Source organism: Corynebacterium dentalis (assembly GCF_900232865.1).
GTDB lineage: Bacteria > Actinomycetota > Actinomycetes > Mycobacteriales > Mycobacteriaceae > Corynebacterium > Corynebacterium dentalis.
In genome coordinates this window covers 83,379-98,397 of record NZ_OCTS01000003.1, presented here as the reverse complement: position 1 = coordinate 98,397, position 15,019 = coordinate 83,379, and the positions used below count along the sequence as shown (strand labels likewise).

Genomic DNA, 15,019 nt, shown 5'->3' with positions numbered 1-15,019 from the left:
TCGGGTTGACGGATATGCCCAGCAACAAGCCCAGCACCAACCTGCCCAGCACCAGCCTGCTGAGCGAAAAGAACTTCGACGTGCCCGCAAACCGCTACGGGGACGATCTGGAAAGCGTGCTGATCGATAAAGAAACGCTGGATGCGCGCATTCGCGAGCTGGCACAGGCCACCTCGGAGAAGTTCAAGGATTCCGATAAGGACCTCATCCTGATCTGCGTGCTCAAGGGAGCGGTCTTCTTCATCACCGACTTCGCCCGCGAGATGTCCGTGCCCACCCAGCTGGAATTCATGGCCGTATCCTCTTACGGCAACTCCACCAGCTCCTCCGGCGTGGTGCGCATCCTCAAGGACCTGGACCGCGACATCCGCGATCATGACGTGGTGATTGTGGAAGACATCATCGATTCCGGACTCACCCTGTCCTGGCTGATGAAGAACCTGCGCAACCGCCAGCCCCGCAGCCTGTCCGTGGTGACCTTGCTGCGAAAGCCCGATGCAGTGAAGGTGGACATCGAAAACCTCGCCGAGGTGGGATTCGATATTCCCAACGAATTCGTGGTGGGCTACGGACTCGACTTCGCGGAACGCTACCGCGACCTGCCATTCGTGGGTACGCTGCGCCCGCGCGTGTACCAGTAGACACAAGCACACAACGGTATAAAAACCAGCAGCGCCTTTTTACCTAACGACAGGAACTATGGATAAGACGAAAGTGCTGAGGATCGCGGGAATCGTCGCCGCCATCCTCATCGGCATCTACACCTTCTCCGTGCTCACGGATAGCACCCGCGGGTACGAGCAGGTCGAAACCTCAGTGGCGTTGGAACAGCTCAAGGACAAGAACGTCTCTGAGGTGCAGATCAACGACCGCGAGCAGCAACTGGAAATCAAGCTCAAGGATTCCATCTCCCTGGACGGGAAGGATGGCATCGAGCAGATCATCACCAGCTACCCGGCTCGCACAGGGGACCGGATCTTCACTGCCGTCCAGGACTCTGGGGCGGAGAAGTTCAATACCAACGTCACACAGGACAGCTTCCTCGGCTCCCTGCTGATGATGTTCCTGCCGCTGGTTCTGATCATGGGACTGCTGCTGTTCCTGATGAGCCGCATGAACGGCGGCGGCATGGGCGGCCCATTCGGCATGGGCAAGTCCCGGCACAAGGAGCTGAACAAGGACAACCCGGACACCACCTTCGACGATGTTGCCGGTGCGGACGAGGCAGTCGAGGAACTCGACGAAATCCGCGACTTCCTGTCCAACCCTGCGCGCTATGAGGAATTGGGCGCCAAGATTCCCCGTGGCGTATTGCTCTACGGCCCTCCCGGAACGGGTAAGACCCTGCTGGCCCGCGCGGTGGCTGGCGAGTCTGGCGTGCCGTTCTACTCCATCTCTGGCTCCGACTTCGTGGAGATGTTCGTGGGCGTGGGTGCGTCCCGCGTGCGCGACCTGTTCAAGCAGGCCAAGGAGAACTCCCCGTGCATCATCTTCGTGGATGAGATCGACGCCGTGGGTCGCCAGCGCGGCTCCGGCATGGGCGGTGGACACGACGAGCGCGAGCAGACCCTGAACCAGTTGCTGGTGGAGATGGATGGCTTTGGTGACCGCGAAGGTGTGATCCTTATGGCCGCGACCAACCGTCCGGACATCCTGGACCCTGCGCTGCTGCGCCCGGGCCGTTTTGACCGTCAGATCCCAGTGAGCAACCCGGACCTGTCCGGCCGTGAGCAGATCTTGCGCGTGCACGCTAAGGGCAAGCCGTTGGGCGCAGACGTGGATCTGAAGTCTCTGGCCAAGCGCACCGCTGGCATGTCCGGCGCAGACTTGGAGAACGTGCTGAACGAGGCCGCGCTCCTGACCGCCCGTGTGGACGGCAACGTCATCACTGGCGATGCACTGGAAGAAGCCACCGACCGCGTGATTGGTGGACCACGCCGTTCCACCAAGATCATCTCCGAGCAGGAGAAGAAGGTTACGGCCTACCACGAGGGTGGACACGCCCTAGCAGCATGGGCTCTGAAGGATATTGACCGCGTGTACAAGGTGACCATCTTGGCCCGTGGCCGCACGGGTGGCCACGCTTTGACGGTGCCAGAAGACGATAAGGGTATGTATAACCGCTCTGAGCTGTTCGCTCGCTTGGTATTTGCCATGGGTGGCCGCGCGGCTGAGGAGCTGGTGTTCGGTAACCCCACCTCCGGCGCATCGTCCGATATCGAGATGGCCTCCAACACTGCGCGCGCCATGGTCATGGAGCTGGGCATGAGCCCCAAGATTGGTGCGGTGAAGTACGGCACTGACGGCGGCGATCCTTTCCGCGCACAAGGCGGACAAGGTGGAGGGGAGTCTCGCCCAAGCCAGGAAGTCGCGGCACTGATCGATAACGAAGTGCGCGCACTGCTGGATAAGGCGCAGGCCACCGCCTATGCCATCCTGCGGGATAACCGCGAGTACTTGGACACTCTGGCGCAGAAGCTGCTGGAGAAGGAGACTCTGCGCCGCCCGGACTTGGAGGCCATCTTCGAGGGCATCGAGCTGCGCGAAATCTCCGACGTATTCCCGTTCCAAGACGTGGACCGCCCGCGGGATTACCGCGAGCCCGTCAAGACTCCAACCGAGCTGGCCAAGGAGCGCGGCGAGGAGCCACCGAAGCGCAACGACTTCTTCTCCGCAGCGCGCCGGGCACGCATCGAACGACGCAAGGAAGAACAGAAGCGCAGCTTGCGCGAAGCCCAGGAAGCCGACAAGGCATCGCGGGGTTCTGGCGATCACCACGATCACTTGTGGGGTGGCACCGATGGGCAGCCAGGGCAGAACAACGGAAAGCCAGAACACAAGGCCGTGCCACTGAGCGAGCAGCGCGGATTCCGCCTGCCGGACAACGAGCAGCCGGACAACCCGTGGACCTCGGACGATGCCCCGGTGAAGCGTCGGAACGGTGAGGATGTGACGCGCAACGAGCAGCCTCACAATGACTCACCACGCAGCGACTCACCACGCAATGACTCACCGCGCAGCGAGCCGCCGAAGCAGACCTTCCCGTGGGAAACCCCGCGCCAAAAAGGAACGCACAAGCACCGGGCGCCGGAAGGTGATGGTTACGGAGACCGCGAGACTTATCGCGACGGTGATGGAAAGAATGAGGAGAAGTAGTGGAGTCACGTCCTGAGTTTGACCAGCAGCGCGCAGAAGCAGCTATTCGGGAACTGCTGATCGCAGTAGGCGAAAATCCAGACCGCGAAGGTCTGCAGGAAACCCCAGCTCGCGTGGCTCGCGCTTATCAAGAGATCTTCTCTGGCCTCTACGAAGACCCCACTGAGGTCCTCAGCAAGACCTTCAGAGAGGACCACAGGGAGATGGTCATGGTGCGGGACATTCAGTTCTACTCCACCTGTGAGCACCACTTGGTTCCCTTCTTTGGTACCGCACACATTGGCTACATCCCGGGCAAGGACGGCAAGGTCACCGGGCTATCCAAACTGGCCCGCTTGGTGGACGGCATGGCCAAGCGCCCCCAGGTGCAAGAGCGCCTGACCACCCAGGTGGCAGATGCGTTGATGGAACGCCTGGATCCCGCCGGAGTCATCGTGGTCATCGAGGCCGAGCACTTGTGCATGGCGATGCGCGGCATTCGCAAGCCAGGAGCCAACACCATTACCTCCGCCGTTCGCGGCGTGCTGGAATCCAGCGCGGCGACCCGCGCCGAGGCCTTCAACCTCATTCGAGACGGCAAGTGACACAACCGAACAACTCCTTGGGAGCCGATGCTGTAGATCCCGCCGCAACTGCACCCGGCGTGCCCTCCCGCACGCTGGTGATGGGCATCCTCAACGTCACGGAAGATTCTTTTTCCGACGGCGGGGCCAACCCGGATACAGAAACCGCCGTGCGCAACGCGCTGGCGATGATTGAGCAGGGCGCAGACATCATCGATATCGGCGGGGAATCCACCCGCCCCGGTGCCACCCGAGTGAACGCGGAGCGCGAACAAAGCCGCGTGGTGCCGGTAGTGCAGCAACTCCGCGCGCACCCCGCAGTGGAAGAAAATGGCGTGTTGATCAGCGTGGATACCATGCGCGCGTCCACCGCCCGCGCCGCCGTGGAAGCTGGCGCGCACATCATCAACGACGTCTCCGGTGGCCTCGCGGACGAGGACATGCTGGAGGTCGCAGCCAGCGTGACCACCCCAGACGGACAATCCCCGCAGCTGTGCCTCATGCACTGGAACGCGGAGAGCTTTGCTGGCGCGGAGGGATACCGCTATCACGGCCAGGACATCGTGGAGCACGTGCGTGACTGGCTGCAAGACCGGGCGGACGCCGCGTTGGCCGCGGGTGTGTCCCCGGACAAGCTGATTCTGGATCCCGGTATTGGCTTTGCCAAGAACCCGCAGGATAATTGGGCGCTGCTGGGTGCAGTGAAGGCCATTGCAGATCTGGGGTATCCGGTGCTGGTGGGGGCCTCGCGCAAGCGCTTCTTGACCGCGCTGCGCCCGGGTGCGGATGGACAACCGGGGACCCCGGAATCGGCTGATGATGCCACCGCAGCCGTCTCTGCCTTAAGTGCGCACGCTGGAGCGTGGGCGGTGCGGGTCCATAAAGTTGCCCAGAATCGGGCGGCAGTGGACGTGGCCTACGCGCTGGCGTCGGGCAAAGGACCGGAGGTCGATGAGACCTGGCGAGCCCGGCGCACCGTAACCTAACCACCAACCAATTCACGCGAGGAGAAGCACACCGTGGCAGATCGCATCGAACTCATCGGACTGGAAGCCTATGGCTACCACGGCGTCTATGAGCACGAAAAGAACACCGGGCAGAAGTTCCTGGTGGACATGGTGGTGTGGACGGATTTCTCGCACGCCGCCAACTCGGATTCCATCGCAGACACCATTTCCTACGTGGATCTGGCCAACATTGCCGTGGAATTGGTACAGGGGCTGAGCAACGATCTCATCGAGACCCTGGCCACCAACATCGCGAACAAGATCATCGAGCTGGACGGGGCGATGGCCGTGGAGGTCACCGTGCATAAGCCCCAGGCACCAATCGACTACCCGTTTGCCGACGTGCGCGTGGTGGCGCGCCGTTCCTACAAGAACAAGTAGGAGGCAGCTGGTGTTGGCGTTCGTGGGACTCGGCAGCAACATGCCGGGAGAGGTGGCTTCTGTCGATGCTCAGCTGGTGCGCGCAGCCTCGTTGCTGGAAGACTCCGGGGCGGGGCGGATCGTGGAGCATTCGCGGATGTACGCCACGCCGCCGTGGGGAGTCTACGAGCAGGACGAGTTCCGCAATGCCGTCATCGCAGTGGAGACCGAACTGGAACCTTTGGACTTTTTGCATGCCTGCCAAGACGTGGAGCAGGCTGCGCAGCGCGTGCGCGACGTGCGGTGGGGCCCGCGCACCCTGGACGTGGATGTGCTGGCATTGTTTTCTTTTCTTTCTGACGCCACCGCTGTCCCCATCACCTCCGACGGAGCCTGGGGTGAGGAGCTGATTGTGCCGCACCCGTACGCGCATCAAAGAGCGTTTGTGCTGGTGCCATGGGCTGACCTCGAGCTGGCGGGCGCGCCCGGGGTGACGCTCAAGGGCAGGGGAGTGCACCAGTGGCTGGAGGAGCTGGCTGCCGCGGAGCAGGAGGAGGTGGCCGGCGTGCAGGCTGTGGAATCTGCGCAGTGGGATGTTCGGCTGTCTCGCGGGAGTTTAAGGTAGTAGCCATGAAGGAAATGCAGCCCACACCGCTGAGTGCCCTGGCATGGGGCACGGGGATCGCCGTGGTGATCGCATGGGCTGCCACGTGGGCTTTTTATGGTTCCTTCCCGCCCATTGAGCTCACCGCGTGCGTGTTCCTGTTTGTCTTTGCCGTGGCCTGCGCTGTGATGGGGTGGATGGTGCGCAAGCGGATTGACGAGGGGGAAATTGGGCAAGACAGTAGCCAGATGAGCCCGCTGACGGTGGCGCAATGGATGCTCATTGGTCAGGCCGTGGCGTGGATCGGAGCTGTGCTGGGCGGAGTCTATGCAGGTATTGGTATCCACGTGCTGTTGAACGCGGGACATTTGCAGGCGGCGGCTGATGACGTGCCAGGCGTGATTGGCGGCGTGGTCGGTGGCGTGTGCGCGGCGGTTGCTGGGGCGTGGTTGGAACGAGGTTGCGTGGCTCCGCCAATGGATCCACCTGCGCAAGGTAGGCTGAACGCATGAGTTTTCAGCCTCAACCTCAGCATGATCGTCAGGCTCGGCCCTCGCGGGAGCTCCGCGACGAGTCCTCGACCCGCGATCGCTCCGGAGATTCACGTCGCGGCTCCGCCGAGCAGGGCGAAGGGCGGATGTCCAAGCTGCTGATGTTCGGACTGCTGATCCTGGCCGTGGTGGCCAGCCTCCTGATGCTGTTCATGGACTCAGACTTCTGGTTGAAGATCGCCGTGATCGCGGCACTCTGGGCCGCTGTGTTGGGAGCTATTCTGGTCAGCCGTTACTCCAGCGCGCTGACCGCGGAGCGGGACCGCAACCGCCAAATGCAGCGCATGCACACCTCCGAGCTGCGCCGCGAGAAGTCCGAACACCAGCAGCGTGAGGCCATGCTGGAATCCAGCTACGAACAGCGCATGCGGGATCAGCGCGACGAGCACCTGGAGCAGCTGCGCCAAGAGCTGGTCGTGCTGCGTTCGCAGCTGACCAGCCTGACTGGACGTGATTACGGAGAAGAGCAGGCTTCCGTGCACGCTCGCGCTGAGCGCGTCCGCGAGCTGGGCGGCACCAGCACGCCACCGGCACAGCCACAGTCCGCACCTGTGCCGGATTCCAAGCCAGCAGCTTCTGCTGCTTCCCGTCCTGCGGCGGCATCGGCCTCCAGCGCTGCATCATCTGCAGCACCCAAGGGCAAGCACGGCAAGGCGACCACCAGCTTCTCCACCGGCTCTTTCGCTGCCGTGCGCTGGGACGGACAAGACACGCAGGAGACCACGCAGCTGCCACTGGTGGTAGACACCACCGCGATGGAAGACGAGCCTAAGCCAAGCGCTCCCGCTTCCTCTTTCGGCACTTCGGCTTCTAAGTCTGCATCCGCTCCGGCTACTGTGTCCGCTCCTGCAGCAGCCACTCCTTCTGCAGATACCGCAGCGCATTCCCGCCACAGCGCACCGTTGGAAACTTCCCACACCGGTGGGCGCCGTCGTGCCGATGCCGCGGAATCCGCCGCACCCCAGAAGCCGGCTGGTCAGGGTGGTCAGGGTGGCGGTCGGCGTCGGAAAAAGGAAGAAGACGCACAGGACACCGCACACGGACGTCGTCGCGCTGATGAATCCGGCGGCCTGACCGTGGCCGAGCTCATGGCTCGCTTTAAAGAAAAGTAAACGGGGACACGAGGCGCGAAGCACTCAACATGGACGATATGCAACAACCGCGACTGTCCGTGGGCGTGATCAGCGGCGGCGCGGTGGGGACCGCAGTCGCTGAACGGCTGGCAGCTGCCGGGCACCACATCCACGGGATCGTGGCGCGAGGAGATGCCTCGCGAGCGCGAGTGGCTGAGCGCTTGCCTAACACGGCAATCGTGTCGCTGGAGGAAGCCGCGCAGGCCGCGCTGGTGATCATCGCCGTGCCGGATACGGTGCTGGACGAGGTCATCGAGCAAGTCGCCGCCATCACCCGCGATGGACAAATGGTGGCGCACACCTCCGGCGCGCACGGGTGCGAGATTCTTCAGCCCATCACGGACACCGGGGCACTGCCACTGGCCTTGCATCCCGTGATGACTTTTGCGGGAAATGCCGATGACACCACGCACCTCATGGGCTGCGCATGGGGCGTGACCGCCGATTCTGAGACTGGAAATATGGTCGCCGAGCTGCTGGTTAGCTCCATGGGTGGGGTGGCCGTGCACGTTCCGGAAGCCAAACGCCCCGCGTACCACGCCGCCATTTCCTATGCGGCCAACTACGTGGTCACCTTGTTGTCCGACGCCCAACGCATGCTGGACCACGTCTTAGCCGAAGATCCCAGCTCGGGACCGCCCCCACACACCCCAGAATCCGCCACACTGCTGCGCACCATCGTGCCCGTGGCCGTGGACAAAGCGCTCAGCCAGCGGATGCACGGCCTGACCGGGCCCGTTGCCCGCGACGATGCCCCCGCAGTGATGCGCCACATCGAGGCTCTGCGCGCGCTAGAGAAAGACTCCGCAGCGGCGAACTTCACCGGCGCCTACATCCCCATGGCCGAGCGCACCGCGCAGATGCTGCACTCGCTAGAGGTAGAGCGGGTTCTCGCTGAGATGAGCATGCGACTACGCTAACCGGCATGGGAAATACGCAGTCGGCGAAGCAAGATTCAACCCCCGAGCTGGGCGCAGACCGAGGCTCTGACCAGGGCTCGTTCACGCCCGGGCAAGCCACGGTGTTCAACACCATCGAGGAGATCGGCACCCTCACCCGCGCCATGCGCAAAGTAGGCCGCCCGGTGGCACTGGTGCCGACCATGGGTGCGCTGCACGAAGGCCACCTTTCCCTGGTTAAGGCAGCTCAGCGCATGCCGCGTGCCGTGGTGGTGGTGAGCATCTTCGTGAACCCGCTGCAGTTCGCCGAAGGTGAGGACCTGGACGCTTACCCCAGGACGCTGGAGGCTGACGTCGAAAAATTGCGCGCCGCAAGCGTGGACGCGGTGTTCGCACCCAACGCCCGCGAGATGTACCCCAACGGCCCGCGCACCACCGTGCAACCGGGTGCGATCGGTGCGATCTTGGAGGGCGCTTTCCGTCCGACGCATTTTGCTGGCGTGCTGACCGTGGTGAATAAGTTGTTCCAGATCACGCACTGCGATCACGCCTACTTCGGGGAGAAGGACTACCAGCAGCTGATGGTCATTCAGCAGATGGTCAATGACCTCAACATGGGAGTGACCGTTCATGGCGTGCCGATTGTGCGGCAGCAGGACGGGTTGGCGCTGAGTTCGCGGAACCAGTACTTGTCGGAGACAGACCGGGAGCTCGCATTGACGCTGTCCGCGGCGCTAACGGCGGGTGCTTTTGTGGCTGAGGGCGGAGCGGAGAAGGTGCTTTCTACGGCGCGAGAGATCATTGAATCGGTGCCGGAGATTGAGCTGGACTACCTAGAACTGCGTGGTGCTGACCTGGGCGAGCCGCCGGAGATGGGGGATGCACGGTTGCTGGTGGCGGCGCGTGTGGGGAGCACTCGGCTCATTGACAACGTGAACCTGCCGTTGGGGATTGGGTTTAAGAATATTGAGGGCGAGGGCGAGGGCTAGGCGCGGCTCCTGGCTGGAATTTCCCGTTCGCGACTTGCAGGGTAAGGTATGGCGACGTGTTGCGCACCATGCTGAAATCCAAGATCCACCGAGCCACCGTCACCCAAGCAGACCTCCACTATGTGGGGTCCTGCACCATTGACGCTGACTTGATGGATGCCGCGGATCTGCTCGAGGGAGAGCAGATCGACATCGTCGATATCAACAACGGCAACCGCCTGACCACTTACGTCATCGCCGGCGACCGCGGTACCGGAGTGATCGGCATTAACGGCGCGGCTGCACGCTTGATCAGCCCGGGTGACCTCGTGATCATCATCGGATACGCGCAGTTCACGGCGGAGGATCTCAAGAATTATCATCCGCACGTGATCTTCGTGGATGAGGACAACAAGCAGCTGGAATCCGGGGAAGATCCTGCGCATGCGCCAGAGGGATCTGGATTGCTGAATCCTCGCCATCCGGACGATTCTGAAGACTAGTGTGAGCGTTAATTAACCTGCACCTTTTGAGGTGATGCAACTCACCCAAATTAAAGGTGTATCTTACTTACATCTTTAACCTCTGAGACTTAGGCTTAAACCATGCACCTGACCACCTTTGCTGATCTTGGACTTCGGTCCATGATGATCTTGGGAGATCTGCCGGAAGGGCAGCGCCTCACGATCTCTGCATTGGCACAGGCCACCAACGCTTCGGACAACCACCTTGCGCGAGTGACCGCCAAGCTGGTGGACATGGGCATGGTGACTTCCGTTCGCGGAAGAAATGGTGGGGTGTATCTGCCGGACACTGCCCGTGGGGCAAGCGTGGGGCAGATCCTTAGAGAACTGGAAGGCCCTGGGGAAGTAGTGGACTGTGAAGGCAATAAGCCGTGTCCGCTGGCTTCCCGAAACTGTGCGTTGCGCCATCGGTTGGCGGCAGCGCGCGAGGCCTTCTTCGTGGAATTAGATGGTGACACCATCGAGGATCTGGTTCGCGTCACACGTGCGGCAGCGCAACCTAACTCTGAGGACACCCACGGTTCCTCTGCTCCTCTCGGCCTGCCGAAGGTGCGAACCAGCTAGACAACTAGCCCCGTACCTCACGTGCGAGCGGTGCTGACCCCGGAAGAGACGAACCACATGTTCATTCAGGAAGCTCCGAACACCAACCGCACTGCACTGTCTGAGTCCAACGCGGAGATTATCCGCCAAACCCTGCCTGTCATTGGCGCGAACATCAACAACATCACCCCGATCTTCTACAACAAGATGTTCACCAACCACCCCGAGCTCATCGCGGATACCTTCAACCGCGGCAACCAGCGCTCCGGCGAGCAACAGAAGGCTCTCGCTGCCTCCATCGCCACGTTCGCGGCCATGCTCGTCGATGAAAACGCCCCTGATCCCGTAGAAATGCTTTCCCGCATCGGCCACAAGCACGTTTCGCTGGGCATCACTGAAGATCAGTACCAGATCGTCCATGACAACCTCTTCGCCGCAATCGTGGAGGTCCTCGGCGATGCAGTCACGCCTGAGGTCGCCGGAGCCTGGGATGAGGTTTACTGGCTCATGGCCAAGGTCCTCATCGACTTCGAAAAGGATCTCTACGCTTCCGCCGGTGTGGACGCCGGCGACGTGTTCATCAAGGCGGAATTGAAGGAAAAGACCCAGCTGAGCAGCCGCGTCACTCAGTACACCTTCGCTGGTCAGGGCTTTGATGAGGCGCTTCCCGGCCAGTACACCTCCATTGGCGTCAAGCTGGACGACGGCGCCCGCCAGCTCCGTCAGTACTCCCTGACCGCCACGGATGCAGAGACGTTCTCCATCGCCGTGCAGCAAGATGGCGAGGTCTCGAACTTTCTGCTGGAGCGCGTCAACGTTGGCGATACCGTGGACGCCACCCTCCCCGCCGGCGATCTCGTCTTGGACGAGAACACCGCGCCTCTCGTACTGGTCAGCCAGGGAATCGGTTCCACTCCGATGACCGGGATGTTGGCTCACCTGGTTGCCAACAAGGACCAGGTCGCGCGGGATGTTGTTGTTCTTCATGCCGACGCCACCGCTGACGATTACGCTCAGCGCGATGCCACCGATAATCTCGTTGCCGCCCTGGCAGAAAATGGCAGTGCCACTCACATCACTGCCTACCGCGACAACAACGAGATGCTCGATCTCAGCCAGATGAACAGGGATGGCCAGGTGCCCGCAGGCGCCCAGTGGTACCTGTGCGGAGGCAGCGGCTTCCTGCAAGACATCCGCGATCAGCTGGAAGAGAACAAGGAAACGCTGATTCCCACCAGCATTCACTTTGAGCTGTTCAGCCCGAACGACTGGCTAATCAGCTAGCCGAGGCTCTGATCTGCATAGTTACGGCGGGGTTAGAGGGTGTCTAGCGATGCAGTATCCTTGACTACCGTGACTGATGCATCCCAGAACCCCAGCAATGATTCTGCAAACGACCTGCCGGAACAGCTGCGCATCCGCCGAGAAAAGCGCGACCGGATCCTCGAATCCGGACGCGATGCGTATCCCGTCGAGGTGCCCCGGACTCACACCCTCGCGGAGATCCGCGCAGGCTGGATCGTGGTTAATCCTGAAGAATCGGAGAATGCTGCTGGAGGAGATGAGACTGGCGTCGAAAAGAAAGACGATGCACTCATCGAATTGGCACCCGGGGAAGAGACCGACACGGTTGTGGGCGTGGCCGGTCGCGTGATGTTCGTCCGCAACACCGGCAAGCTCGCATTTGCGACGCTGCAGGATGGCGATGGCACTGCGTTGCAGGTCATGCTCTCTCTGGCTGAGGTGGGCGAGGAAGCGCTGGCCTCTTGGAAGGCGGACGTGGACTTGGGCGACATGGTGTTCGTCGAAGGTCGAGTGATTGCCTCTAAGCGCGGCGAGTTGTCCGTGATGGCGCAGCGCTGGTCCATGACGTCTAAGTCTTTGCGCCCGCTGCCCGTGGCGCACAAGGAAATGTCTGAGGATACGCGCATCCGCCACCGCTATACGGACCTGATCATGCGTGAGCAGGCTCGGAACAATGCGATGACCCGCATCAAGGTCATGCGTTCCCTGCGCAACTTCCTCGAGTCCCGCGGGTTCCTCGAGGTGGAAACTCCGATGCTGCAGACCCTTCATGGTGGCGCTGCGGCACGTCCTTTCGAGACTCACTCCAACGCGTTGGACATTGATCTGTACCTGCGTATCGCGCCGGAGCTCTACCTCAAGCGCTGTGTGGTGGGCGGCATCGACCGAGTCTTTGAGGTCAACCGCAACTTCCGCAACGAGGGCGTGGATTCTTCACATAGCCCAGAGTTCGCGATGTTGGAGACCTACCAGGCCTATGGCACGTACGACGACGGCGCGAAGTTGCATCAGGACATGATCCAGTACATCGCCAAGGACGTTTTCGGTTCCACCACGGTGACTTTGGTGGATGGCACCGAGTACGACCTCGGCGGCGAGTGGAAGACCATGGAAATGTACCCTTCGCTCAACGAAGCTCTGCAGCGCAAGTTCCCAGGTCAGCCGGAAGTCACCACCGAATCCACCGTGGAGGAGCTCAAGGCTATCGCCGCGGAAATCGGGCTGAGCGTTCCTGCCAAGGGCGGCTGGGGACACGGCAAGCTCGTCGAAGAGATCTGGGAGCTGCTCTGCGTAGACCAGCTGGATGGGCCGGTCTTTGTCCGTGACTTCCCCGTCGAGACCTCGCCGCTGACTCGCGATCACCGCTCCAAGGAGGGCGTGACCGAGAAGTGGGACCTCTACGTTCGCGGATTCGAGCTGGCTACCGGTTACTCCGAGCTGATCGACCCAGTCATCCAGCGTGCCCGCTTTGAGGATCAGGCTCGCCTTGCCGCCGGTGGCGATGACGAAGCCATGGTGCTGGATGAAGATTTCCTGGCCGCCATGGAGCAGGGCATGCCGCCGACTTCCGGTACGGGCATGGGCATCGATCGCTTGCTCATGGCGCTGACCGGGCTGGGCATCCGCGAGACCATTTTGTTCCCCATGGTGCGCCCTGAGCGCGAAAGCTAACGCGCGATTGAGCTCTGAGTGTGGTGCCGCGCGTTAAGTAGCGCGCGTCACACTTTGGGATCAACTTTGCAGCACCCCACTTTTATCCCCCTGCTCTAGGTGAAACCGTCTGTTCAGTGGGGTTTTATTGTTCTTGAAGGTAATCCAAAGGCAGTTTTGGCTTATTAGTGGGTCTAAACTGGTTTATGCTAACGACATATGTATTCGCGTAGCCGTACTTTCGGTCGCGCGGGTAATACTCACCGCTCCAACAGTACAAAGAGAAGAACCATTGAAAGGTGGCCGCACAGCATGAGCGACCGTAATCGACGGAACGATTCGACTCCCGGCCTGAATGGCATCAAGCGGGACGCAATCGGAACCGCAATGCGTTACCTCACTCGCTTTACCGGATCCGAACTGGCCGATAAGTACGGCTTGGGACCCAGGGTTGATCGCGTGGCGTACGAATCCACGAAGACCGGCATGCGCACCCTCGGTGCCGTGAACCGTCAGTTCAAGAAGATCAAGGGCTCCGGCAAGCCAGTGCGCCTGCCTTCCCAGACCACTGACGAGAACAACGAGCCGACAACCACCGAGGCACCAAAGCCAGGTCGCGCTCCATTCGACCTGAACCCAACCGAAGATCAGCAGATGATCGTCGAGGCCGTGCGCGAGTTCGCTGAAGAGCGCCTGCGCCCGGTGGCTTCCGAGTGCAACGAGAAGTCCGAGCCTGCTGAGGGCCTGCTGGACACCGCTGCAGAGCTGGGTGTCGCACTGGTTAACCTTCCTGAAGAGTACGAAGGCATCGCCACCGCTTCCGGCGCTACCACCGGCGCGCTGATCGCCGAGGCTCTGTCCTACGGCGACATGGGCCTGGCAGTTGCCATCCTGGCGCCAGCCGGCGTGGCAAACGTCATCACCAACTATGGTGACGATGCACAGCAGAAGACCTACCTGCCATCCTTCGCAGGCGAGTCCGTTCCACCCGCAGCCGTGGTTGTTTCCGAGGCGCGCCCTCTGTTCGACCCATTCGTGCTGCAGACCTCTGCCAAGCGCGATGGCGATTCCATCGTCATCAACGGTGTCAAGACCATGGTGCCTAACGCCGGCGCAGCAGAGTTGTTCGTCGTCGCAGTGGAGCTGGATGGCGTGAACACCTTCGCCATCGTCGAGTCCGATACCGAAGGCGTAGTTGTGGAAGCTGACCCATCCATGGGTCTGCGTGGCGCCGCACTGGGTCGCCTCCTGCTCAAGGACGTTCGCATTCCTGCTGCCAATCTGCTGGGTGGCACCGAGGTTTCCGACGAAGACCGTACCGAGCAGTACGCAGAAATCATCCGCCGCTCCCGTCTGGGCTGGGCTGCACTGGCAGTCGGCACCGGCGAAGCAGTGCTGGAATACACCAAGAAGTACGTCAACGAACGCGAAGCCTTCGGCGAGCCAATCTCTCACCGACAGGCAGTGGCCTTCATGGTTGCCAACATCCGCATCGAGCTCGACGGCCTGCGCTTGCTCCTGCTCCGCGGCGTTTCCCGCCTGGACCAGGGTCTGTCCTACCACCGCGAAGCAGCACTTGCTCGCCGCTACGCATCCGACAAGGGCATGATCTTCGGCCTCGACGGCGTGCAGCTGCTCGGTGGACACGGCTTCACCAAGGAGCACCCAGTTGAACGCTGGTACCGCGATCTGCGTGCCATTGGCATCGCAGAGGGCGTCGTGGTTCTCTAACCCGCCACATCAAGTCAATTCACAA

Annotated in this window: 15 protein-coding genes; all 15 read left to right on the top strand. The window is 61.7% G+C overall.

All coding sequences use genetic code 11. From position 1 onward, the window contains the following. Positions 1–14 precede the first annotated feature (14 nt). The 15 genes from hpt (at position 15) to CS919_RS03465 (ending at position 14,994) form a co-directional block, all read left to right on the top strand. Entirely contained in the window at positions 15–641 is a 627-nt protein-coding gene (gene hpt, locus CS919_RS03535) for a hypoxanthine phosphoribosyltransferase (protein ID WP_370551560.1), read from the top strand. 58 nt (positions 642–699) lie between these two features. After that, a complete protein-coding gene (ftsH, locus tag CS919_RS03530) occupies positions 700–3,156 on the top strand; it encodes an ATP-dependent zinc metalloprotease FtsH (protein WP_099298117.1) in 2,457 nt (818 codons plus the stop codon). Further along, on the top strand, positions 3,156–3,740 hold the full coding sequence (folE, locus tag CS919_RS03525) for a GTP cyclohydrolase I FolE (protein ID WP_099298116.1): 585 nt from the start codon (positions 3,156–3,158) through the stop codon (positions 3,738–3,740). The genes ftsH and folE overlap by 1 nt, the downstream gene beginning before the upstream one ends. Before the next feature lie 80 nt (positions 3,741–3,820). Then, positions 3,821–4,705 (top strand): dihydropteroate synthase, encoded by an 885-nt coding sequence (folP, locus tag CS919_RS03520; protein WP_099298285.1) that lies wholly within the window; start codon positions 3,821–3,823, stop codon positions 4,703–4,705. Positions 4,706–4,738: 33 nt separating this feature from the next. Further along, complete coding sequence (folB, locus tag CS919_RS03515; protein ID WP_099298115.1) at positions 4,739–5,107, top strand: dihydroneopterin aldolase; 369 nt, start codon at positions 4,739–4,741, stop codon at positions 5,105–5,107. A gap of 10 nt (positions 5,108–5,117) precedes the next feature. Continuing rightward, the gene (gene folK / locus CS919_RS03510; protein ID WP_234990792.1) at positions 5,118–5,711 is read left to right on the top strand and encodes a 2-amino-4-hydroxy-6-hydroxymethyldihydropteridine diphosphokinase; all 594 of its coding nucleotides are present in this window, start codon (positions 5,118–5,120) and stop codon (positions 5,709–5,711) included. Between the two features lie 5 nt (positions 5,712–5,716). Beyond that, on the top strand, positions 5,717–6,202 hold the full coding sequence (locus CS919_RS03505; protein WP_099298114.1) for a DUF3180 domain-containing protein: 486 nt from the start codon (positions 5,717–5,719) through the stop codon (positions 6,200–6,202). Beyond that, entirely contained in the window at positions 6,199–7,353 is a 1,155-nt protein-coding gene (locus tag CS919_RS03500; protein ID WP_099298113.1) for a DUF6779 domain-containing protein, read from the top strand. The genes CS919_RS03505 and CS919_RS03500 overlap by 4 nt, the downstream gene beginning before the upstream one ends. A 29-nt stretch (positions 7,354–7,382) precedes the next feature. Beyond that, positions 7,383–8,294, top strand: coding sequence for a Rossmann-like and DUF2520 domain-containing protein (locus CS919_RS03495; protein WP_099298112.1), 912 nt, complete (start codon positions 7,383–7,385; stop codon positions 8,292–8,294). Positions 8,295–8,299: 5 nt separating this feature from the next. After that, a complete protein-coding gene (panC, locus tag CS919_RS03490; RefSeq protein ID WP_099298111.1) occupies positions 8,300–9,262 on the top strand; it encodes a pantoate--beta-alanine ligase in 963 nt (320 codons plus the stop codon). Positions 9,263–9,318: 56 nt separating this feature from the next. Next, the gene (gene panD, locus CS919_RS03485) at positions 9,319–9,744 is read left to right on the top strand and encodes an aspartate 1-decarboxylase (protein WP_099298110.1); all 426 of its coding nucleotides are present in this window, start codon (positions 9,319–9,321) and stop codon (positions 9,742–9,744) included. A gap of 102 nt (positions 9,745–9,846) precedes the next feature. Further along, positions 9,847–10,329 (top strand): RrF2 family transcriptional regulator, encoded by a 483-nt coding sequence (locus CS919_RS03480; protein ID WP_099298109.1) that lies wholly within the window; start codon positions 9,847–9,849, stop codon positions 10,327–10,329. Between the two features lie 57 nt (positions 10,330–10,386). Continuing rightward, positions 10,387–11,592 carry a globin domain-containing protein gene (locus tag CS919_RS03475; protein ID WP_099298283.1) on the top strand — a complete coding sequence of 402 codons (1,206 nt, stop codon included), beginning with the start codon at positions 10,387–10,389 and terminating at the stop codon, positions 11,590–11,592. A 69-nt stretch (positions 11,593–11,661) separates the two neighbouring features. Continuing rightward, entirely contained in the window at positions 11,662–13,284 is a 1,623-nt protein-coding gene (lysS, locus tag CS919_RS03470) for a lysine--tRNA ligase (protein ID WP_099298108.1), read from the top strand. Between the two features lie 291 nt (positions 13,285–13,575). Then, positions 13,576–14,994, top strand: a complete 1,419-nt coding sequence (locus tag CS919_RS03465; protein WP_099298107.1) for an acyl-CoA dehydrogenase family protein — start codon at positions 13,576–13,578, stop codon at positions 14,992–14,994. Positions 14,995–15,019: the final 25 nt, after the last annotated feature.

Bases quoted from the DNA above. Each gene is read 5' to 3' on its own strand.
- ftsH (WP_099298117.1), top strand. From the start codon at position 700: ATGGATAAGACGAAAGTGCTGAGGATCGCGGGAATCGTCGCCGCCATC.
- CS919_RS03480 (WP_099298109.1), top strand. From the start codon at position 9,847: ATGCACCTGACCACCTTTGCTGATCTTGGACTTCGGTCCATGATGATC.
- CS919_RS03465 (WP_099298107.1), top strand. From the start codon at position 13,576: ATGAGCGACCGTAATCGACGGAACGATTCGACTCCCGGCCTGAATGGC.
- hpt (WP_370551560.1), top strand. From the start codon at position 15: ATGCCCAGCAACAAGCCCAGCACCAACCTGCCCAGCACCAGCCTGCTG.
- CS919_RS03495 (WP_099298112.1), top strand. From the start codon at position 7,383: ATGGACGATATGCAACAACCGCGACTGTCCGTGGGCGTGATCAGCGGC.
- folP (WP_099298285.1), top strand. From the start codon at position 3,821: ATGGGCATCCTCAACGTCACGGAAGATTCTTTTTCCGACGGCGGGGCC.
- panC (WP_099298111.1), top strand. From the start codon at position 8,300: ATGGGAAATACGCAGTCGGCGAAGCAAGATTCAACCCCCGAGCTGGGC.
- CS919_RS03475 (WP_099298283.1), top strand. From the start codon at position 10,387: ATGTTCATTCAGGAAGCTCCGAACACCAACCGCACTGCACTGTCTGAG.
- CS919_RS03500 (WP_099298113.1), top strand. From the start codon at position 6,199: ATGAGTTTTCAGCCTCAACCTCAGCATGATCGTCAGGCTCGGCCCTCG.
- CS919_RS03505 (WP_099298114.1), top strand. From the start codon at position 5,717: ATGAAGGAAATGCAGCCCACACCGCTGAGTGCCCTGGCATGGGGCACG.